The organism is Halomonas llamarensis, from assembly GCF_023555005.1.
Classification (GTDB): Bacteria; Pseudomonadota; Gammaproteobacteria; order Pseudomonadales; family Halomonadaceae; genus Vreelandella; species Vreelandella llamarensis.
The window spans coordinates 1-7644 of sequence record NZ_JAMJPJ010000053.1; the positions used below are offsets into that span (position 1 = coordinate 1).

The following is a 7644-nucleotide window of genomic DNA, read 5'->3' on the forward strand; positions in this document are numbered from 1 at the left end:
GGTACGTCTTCGAAACATTGCCCACGCTCAACGACGACGAGCTCACCACGCTGCTGCCCTGGCACTGGAAGGACACATTACCCGGCTGAGCGACGCCTGCCCAGATGTGGTTAATGGCTCGCTTACTTATGACGCTTGGCAAAGGCTACTGCATTGGCTTTGACTTCCTCGTCGCTAATCATGCTCATTCCCTTAGGTATACGCGCAACATACAACAAGGCCGCTCAATCGTTGAGCGGCCTTGTTGAGTCTAGCTAATCATCACCCTAATTGGGTGCAAAATCACTCCACTCTAATATCAATTAGAGAAAAATACACTTAAATAACAACAACTTATAATTTTACTCACTCTTGATACCATTACCCATACCATGCTCAGATTTTTTTTGATTTTTTTCTGCTCTTCGACGCTTTAGTTCAGCTTTGGCCCAAGCTGATGATTCTGCCATGTCCTGACGCAGCTCTACTAGCTCGCTAGGAGCAAGTCGACGCACTGCTGGGCCTTCAGAATCCGCCGTTACGGTATTTTTACCACGCAGTTCATTTTCTGTGTCTGAACCGTGCTCTTTAGCCTCCACCAACTAACTTCCCCCGTAGACCGGTAAATAAATCATTAGTACTTCTTAATAGAGTCTCGACACCTTTTAATGATAACAGCGTCTTGAGACACTCTGTGATTCATGCTAGATAATCGTGTAAAGATTGGATTATCAGCTAGACTTGACTGACCACTATAGCGGCACAATGCCTTTAACAACCAGCCACCAAGAGATACATAAGCACCACCAGGAACACCATTGTATTCCATGACGGCTCCGGCCACTAATGGCCCGAAAGCCCCAGTGAAATCTAAAGCAGCCAAATTCCCTCTATTCTTTTCTATTTGCATGAGCTCTTTTCTAAGCTCATACAATTTTAAACTTAGCTCATCATTGCTTAAATTGGAGTAACCTTTCAATATATCAGGAATGGCTCTAAGGCTATTGCTAGTAAGAGCATCATCCAGCTCTAGTACATTCATATCATTATTAATTGCTAGAACATTATCCAAGAGCATGCTAATTTCAGACTCTCTAATAAACTGAGAGTTGTCAATCACTCCACTATAAAGACTGCTAATAGCTTCGCAAGCCGCAACCTCTGAATACTGCTCGGAATCAAATGGAAAGTGATGTGCATTTAATCCTTGAGCAAACTCAAAGCTAGAGCTGGCTGTAGCAAGCTCAATGGATAAGTCCTTTCCTTTAGCTTCAAATAGCTTGGTAGCCAAATTAGAAAATCCAGCCCTAAAAACAGAAGCAGCTCCTTCTTTATCTATCATGTACTCTGAAAACTGCCATTGCTCAGAAAGCGACTTTGCTAAAAACTTGAGCCCTTCGCTATTAGACCTCGCACAATAATAGAGAAATTCATATTGCTCATCACTTGAAAATGTGGCACCAACAATACCAGTCTTCTTTTGAATCCCCTGAATTGCTGTTGCTGCCAACCGCCTAGAGAATATTATTGCATTCGGATTTACCTCTATAATTTCCTGCAATAGGCTTTGCGAGTATCTTGCTAAATTCTGTGGAACAACAAAAAGCAACCTACCTCTAGTGATAAGCTCCTTTAACTCAAGTGTATTTATACCAAACATTCCATAAAAATCTCTTTCTTCAGACTTAAATGGCAACGCTATAACAACTTTCTCATAAAGAGATAAATACACCCTCAAGTTTCTGCGTTCAAATACAGAAGCATCTACGAAGCATTTAGAACTTCTTCCTAGAAAATCACTAGGCAAAAATATATCCTGACGCTCTAACTCATCACCGCTAAAAACAATCTTTCTATTTTGAACCCAAAAATCTTCATCTGCCTCATACCTATCTAAAATATTTCTAGGAAACTGCTTCTGAATTAAACCACTAGCTATAATTTGGAGGTTATCTCTAGAGTTAGCCTTGAAATCGACCACTCCTGGATAGTCACTAATATCAGGATTAACCTCGAAAACATAATCAAACCCCTGATAACCTAAAGATTCACAGATAAGCTGAATCTCTTCTTTCTCATCATCAGTTACTTCATTCTTCAGAATAATTTTAAACTCATTCGTACCCCACTTCATATCAGAATTAAATGGCTGATATTTTTTAGGGATGTGAATATTTAACTGATTAATAAACTCACCCATAACAAGCGGCTGACCAAACAAGTGGGATTTTTCGAAAGAGTCTCTAAGTGGAATTTTAATAAAATCAGGGAGCTTTTCACCAACAATAACTACGGGAGGAATCGCCATTGTTCTAAACTCTTCATAGCGATTCTCTAATGTGACCTTCTTTTCTTCATCACCAAGAACCTCTTGAATAACTGCATAAATTTTTTCACCATCTGTATACAACCCCTTATGGGAAAGATCATGCGTCTCGAATCTAAATGATTCATAGTTATTTTTGATGGTATCAACGACAGAAACCGAATAAGGATAATTTATACTAGACAACTCGCCCCCTCCCAAAACAAACCTATGCATACCTTTATACAAACATTAACATAGCCAAACATCTATTTGAGAGCCAGTATTACCACCTTTTTATAGATCAGACCTTGGCATAACAACCTTGGTCATGATGTTACCCAAACGGCCAAGATCGCCGTTGATTCGAGCCAACTCCCGGACCTGCTCACAATCGACCACCCCCTTGATCTTGTAGCCCTGGCCAACCTCACGCAGATAACGCGCAGCGCTCATGCCTGCTCGCTTTGCTTGCGCCTCGATATGCTCCTTTTCCTCGGGTAAGCAGTACACCTTGATAGGTGTACTGCTCTTCCTCGTTATTTGTTTTGCCTTATCGTTCATCATCTTGTGCCTTGGTTCCTTGTCACCTGACGGATAGTATCCAACGCCTGTTCGAAGTCCTCCGGCGTCGCTCTACCAGTTTCAGCCTGGTAGTAAAGGATCGTGAACATATTGGCGACCGCCTCCGCGACGGGCGAAATCTGCCGGGCGGTTTCCTGGTCGATAAACTCCAGGGCAGCCAGCTTGGTTGCTGCCTGATGAATTGCTTGCTGGACTTCGATATTATGCGTGGTTGTCATGTGTCACCTCTCTGACAGGTGGTATGTGAAAATGCGGGCCGGTGCACCATCACCGGCCCGTGTGCTTTCTATAAGCCGGTATTGGAAAACCCGGCCACTTCTGAAAACGGGGTTTTCCCGGTTCCAGCCCCTGCGTCATTGCTGATGCGTGTGCTGCTCGATGCCTCCACTCGGCCAGTAGGGTCCGGGCGATTCACAAAGGCCGCAATCTCCGCGTCGGTGTCTTTCTCTTCCTCGGTCGATGGTTCGACAACCGGCACAAAATCGGCTTCTGTGCGGGGTTCCTGGTCCTTGTCGAGCATATCCAGGGCAGCCATGAAACTACGTTCTTTCATCGTCTTATCTCCTTACGTATCTTGCCGATCGCGGTTCACAAAGCTGGCAACCTCTTCATTACGTTCCTGCTGGCGTTCCTGGGCATACGAAACGTAGTCCCCGACGTCGAAGGTGTGCTTTTCCGGGTCGCGTGCTTGCCACTCAGCGTGTGACTGGCGGGCCTTGTCCTGGTCCTCGCTGGACAGAGCATCAAAGCCGCCTGTTTGGTTTACCCAGCCGCCGCCGTTGCCACCGCTCAAGCTATCGCTGTCGAACGATGCGGTATCACTCACCTGATCAGCGCTACCAGCATCGGTATCACTCTTTGGCTCCATGCTTTCACGAATTGAGGATGCCAGGCGTCCTCCGGCGGTCTGATTAGCCTTGTCTTGAAAACTTCCGGCCATCTTTGCCCCTACCCCTTTAGCAAGCTCGCCAGCCGTTCCGGCTGCTAGAGAAGCTGCCCGACCAAACCCACCGCCAGAGCTGGAACTACCCGTTCCGGAAAAACCTGCTGCCTGGGCAAATGGCGTATCACCCGTGCTCGCGTTATCGCTGCCAGTGGTGCTACCACCCCAGCTCTCGCCAGTATCACTAGAGCTACCGCCGAAGCTCGGCATGTCTCCACCGGCCATACTGGATTGCGCTTTTTGAAAGGCTGCTTTTACAGCACTAGCTCCACCGGCCATGTTAGTCGCCCCGGATATTGCAGCGCTTCCAAGCGCAGCACCACCCGATGCAACGGCTGCACCGGCACCGACAGCACCACCGATCAAGGCCCCTGCACTGAATGAACTACCAGCGCTCGCAGCAGCGCCACCGCCAGGGATCAAACCTGCAACCACGTTTGGTACGGAGTTAACGAGAATAACCATGACAAGGGATACAACGAAAATGACCAACAATTCGTCCATGGGCGCACCTTCTGAAAGGTCGGAGTGATAACCATCGATAATAGAAACAGCGATCCCAACCAGCAGTGTCATTGTCATGATTTTGAGTGCTATACCGGCCACACTCCGGAAATAGTTGACGGCAATGTCAGAGGTCCAGCGCGAGCCACCGAAGCCCAAGACAAAGATTCCCGCGTAAGCAATAATCCATGCCGTAACTAGGGCAAGAAGAACGTTGGCCGCGACAATGGCCATGCATGCCAATATGGCAAGCGTGGTCAGGAATATGGACAAGTTGTCCATAGGGCTAGTGATGCTATAGCTGCTCGCTGCCTTAGCGATAATATCAAACGCAATATCTATCGGCGTGGACGGATTCAACCCCCTTGGCAGGCCGGATGCTTCAGCCGCGATATTTCTCAACGAGTTGATAATATCCATTGCAAAGCCGGGCCCATTGATCAACAGCCACCAAAAGAACCCGGTAGTAATGGTGAAGCGGGTAAACTCGGCGAAGAACTCGCCAATGTCGGCTTTGCGCAATGCCATCATGCCGAACGTCCAGACCATTGAGATAACAACCAGTGTCCAGAACAACCAGGACGCATGATCAGTAATTGTTGTCGCCCAATTTGAGCTTTCGGTTAAAAAACGGTCCGAAACTTCATTCAACACGCCGCCTTTATCTATTTCGGCAAAGGCGGCTGGTGAAATGGAAGCAAAGGGCAGTACTGCCCCAAAGCGAAGAAGTACTGTTTTCATATCAGAACTCCTTGCTCTTAGAGCGATCCACCGGTTCTTTCAGGCTATCGTAGATAGTCCCGTCCTGTTTTTCGCACTGCTCTTGCTGTTGGTTTGTTTTTTCACAGTTTTCTTCCTTCTCACTACATCCCGCCATGAGGAACAAATAAAGCAGGAGCGTCAGCATTTGAATCATGTATTTCATGCTTAGTACTCCTTGCTGTGAGAACGGTTGACTGGCTGTGACAGCCCCTCATAGAGCTTATCGCGTGAAGCCTGATACTGAGCTTCGCGGTCAGCATCCGCCTGCATTCGAGTGCCAACGGCATTCTGCTGAGCAATCAGCAAGCTGCGGATTTGCAGGAGCTGGTTGGCCTGGTTGCTGGCGAGCTGGTTAGCGTACCCGATGGCGGCCAGTTGGCCATCCGCGCCCTGGGCGGCAGATTGCAAACGCTGGAGTTGTCGAGCGTCAGCCTGCAAGTTGTCTTGCTGCTGCTCAAGACCCTTAAACAGCGCATCGTTGGCCTTCTTCTGCGATTCAGACGCCAGGCGGCGGTTCTCGGCCATCGCGACCCGTTCGGCATCGCTGCACCCCACCGATGAGAAGCACGGCGAGCTGCGGTAATAGGCCACGTCCTGGAACTTGCCCAGGTAGGCATCGAGGCTGCCAAGCTGATTTTGGTAATAGGCGAGTGTGTTGGTTGCCTGGTTCAGATCATTGATGGTGCGCTGCGCCTGGTCCCAAATATGGGCCGCCGGGGCCATGGTGTTTTGCAGTTGGTTTTCATACTGCTGGAGTTGGGTTTGGTATTCCTGAATTTGCTTGAGCGTCTGCGCAACAGCTTCCATCGCGGACATGATGTTCTGCGATAGGTTGGTGCCATCGACTACTGGAATACCGGCGTAGACGGGCTGCAAAGTGCAGGTCGTCATAACGACGGCCAGAACAATTTTAGCGGCTAAATTTTTTCTTCTAACTTTTTGCATACGTTGATCTCCATTACCAATGAATGCTTTATCGTGCCTTTCAATGCATAACGTATAAGCTCAATAATTGGACATAAAAGTTGACATGAAGAAATTTAAGCCAATAACTCCTACGGCGGCAGCCGGTAGCCTCGCAGAGCAAGATTCCCGTTGAGCACCTCCGGTGCGAATAAAGGGGAGTGAAATAGGAACCGCCGACTTGTCGGTGGGCCTACTTCACCTATCTTGCCCGCCTTTCAGCGTTGTTTACGCCAAGGAAAGTGTTGCCGCGAAAATCTGTTTTTTAGTGCAAACCATATAAAATCGCTCGATCACCTTCTTGCGAGAACGGAAGCACGAAAAAAAACACGTAATATCAGTCAATTACTACGCTAACGCGGGTGTTTACACAGCAAACAAACACAGGAATACACAGCTTTACCAATTCAGGAGGGATAGCGCCCCTCAAGTGTCAATGAAACGTACGAGTGCTAGCAACTCATCGAATGTAGAGCGCTGTATTCCATGGGTTTTCAAACTCACTAGGCACTCTCGCCGGCCTTTTCTTTGACAGTTTCAGATTGGTATCGGTTGGGTCATACCGTCAGGAAGGATCGCTATCAACACCCTGTGCTTGTCGAGCCGCTAGCGCCCAACTTCGGACAGCTTTTCGGGCACAGCGTCAAGGCGGATAGGAAATGTAGTGTTGTAGTATGTTGTATAGTACTACTACATACTACAACCTAAAAACCGCACACATTGTTCGGCCTACTATCGGCTTAAGTGGCCATTCATCTTGATCTATGGAATACGGCTTTCTGAGCCACCCAGAGAGGCACTTCAGGCATCCCCACCCGCTACCCCCTAGCTGGCCTATGAACGACGCTCCTGGGGCTTATGAGGCGGCTTTTGTCGTCCTTCGGACGGATTGAACGCCAAGGAGAAGGGATTGCTCCTGGCGAGCACACAGAACCGGCCTTCCTCTTGGCGTTAAAACATCGGCCGGAGGCCGATAGATACTCAACCTCCAGCACCCAGCTGGAGGTTGCTGGATATCCTGAGATATCCTGAATATCCTGCCAAAACAGCAAAAAATCGGGCGGGTGTGAGTCACTATCGGGCGGGTGTGAGTCGCCATCGGGCGGGTGCGGGACGCTATCGGGCGGGTGTGAGGCGCCTTATCCTATTCTCAGCATCTATCGTTATTCCAACTTCATGCAATTTTTCCGCATCTTCCCTAAGCCTGGAACGCCCATTTCGCATCTTCTTACTATTGATGTTTTCACCACAGACTGCGCGAATGAGAGTATCAACATGCCACCCTCCGGCTGGATCATTCTTGTGGGTCAATATGTGTCGAGCGACCGCCTGACTAATCCCGTGCCGCAAGCGAGCAATGGGTGCAGGATCGTAGTACAGGCTAAGGTCATGCTCCAATAGCATGACCAAGGCGATACCAAGCCGAACTCTCCACAGATTTCGCTCTCCTCCCGTCAAGGGATCAGGGCGTGTCATAGGGAGTTATTGTCAAATTTTGTGTATGACCGTTTAGGCGGCGGTCCTATCTGACTGATCTGTTAAGGGCTCCCCATCCTGGAATTTCACGTTATTCACGACCAGTTCCAGTTTGTTGAACCCCGCT

The 7644-nt window shown here is 48.4% G+C and carries 8 protein-coding genes; all 8 read right to left on the reverse strand.

Annotated features, from left to right (window positions below; genetic code table 11):
• Positions 1–341 precede the first annotated feature (341 nt).
• Complete coding sequence (locus tag M8006_RS17130) at positions 342–581, reverse strand: hypothetical protein (RefSeq protein ID WP_097463843.1); 240 nt, start codon at positions 579–581, stop codon at positions 342–344.
• A 32-nt stretch (positions 582–613) separates the two neighbouring features.
• A complete protein-coding gene (locus M8006_RS17135; protein ID WP_250084345.1) occupies positions 614–2491 on the reverse strand; it encodes a hypothetical protein in 1878 nt (625 codons plus the stop codon).
• Between the two features lie 90 nt (positions 2492–2581).
• Complete coding sequence (locus tag M8006_RS17140; RefSeq protein ID WP_430886848.1) at positions 2582–2851, reverse strand: plasmid mobilization protein; 270 nt, start codon at positions 2849–2851, stop codon at positions 2582–2584.
• Positions 2848–3087 carry a type I toxin-antitoxin system ptaRNA1 family toxin gene (locus M8006_RS17145; protein WP_250084348.1) on the reverse strand — a complete coding sequence of 80 codons (240 nt, stop codon included), beginning with the start codon at positions 3085–3087 and terminating at the stop codon, positions 2848–2850. The genes M8006_RS17140 and M8006_RS17145 overlap by 4 nt, the downstream gene beginning before the upstream one ends.
• A 68-nt stretch (positions 3088–3155) precedes the next feature.
• A complete protein-coding gene (locus M8006_RS17150) occupies positions 3156–3422 on the reverse strand; it encodes a hypothetical protein (protein ID WP_250084350.1) in 267 nt (88 codons plus the stop codon).
• Between the two features lie 12 nt (positions 3423–3434).
• Complete coding sequence (gene trbL, locus M8006_RS18485) at positions 3435–5057, reverse strand: P-type conjugative transfer protein TrbL (protein WP_250084353.1); 1623 nt, start codon at positions 5055–5057, stop codon at positions 3435–3437.
• A gap of 1 nt (position 5058) precedes the next feature.
• Complete coding sequence (locus M8006_RS17160) at positions 5059–5241, reverse strand: hypothetical protein (RefSeq protein ID WP_250084354.1); 183 nt, start codon at positions 5239–5241, stop codon at positions 5059–5061.
• Positions 5242–5243: 2 nt separating this feature from the next.
• Complete coding sequence (gene trbJ / locus M8006_RS17165) at positions 5244–6023, reverse strand: P-type conjugative transfer protein TrbJ (protein WP_284047104.1); 780 nt, start codon at positions 6021–6023, stop codon at positions 5244–5246.
• Positions 6024–7644: the final 1621 nt, after the last annotated feature.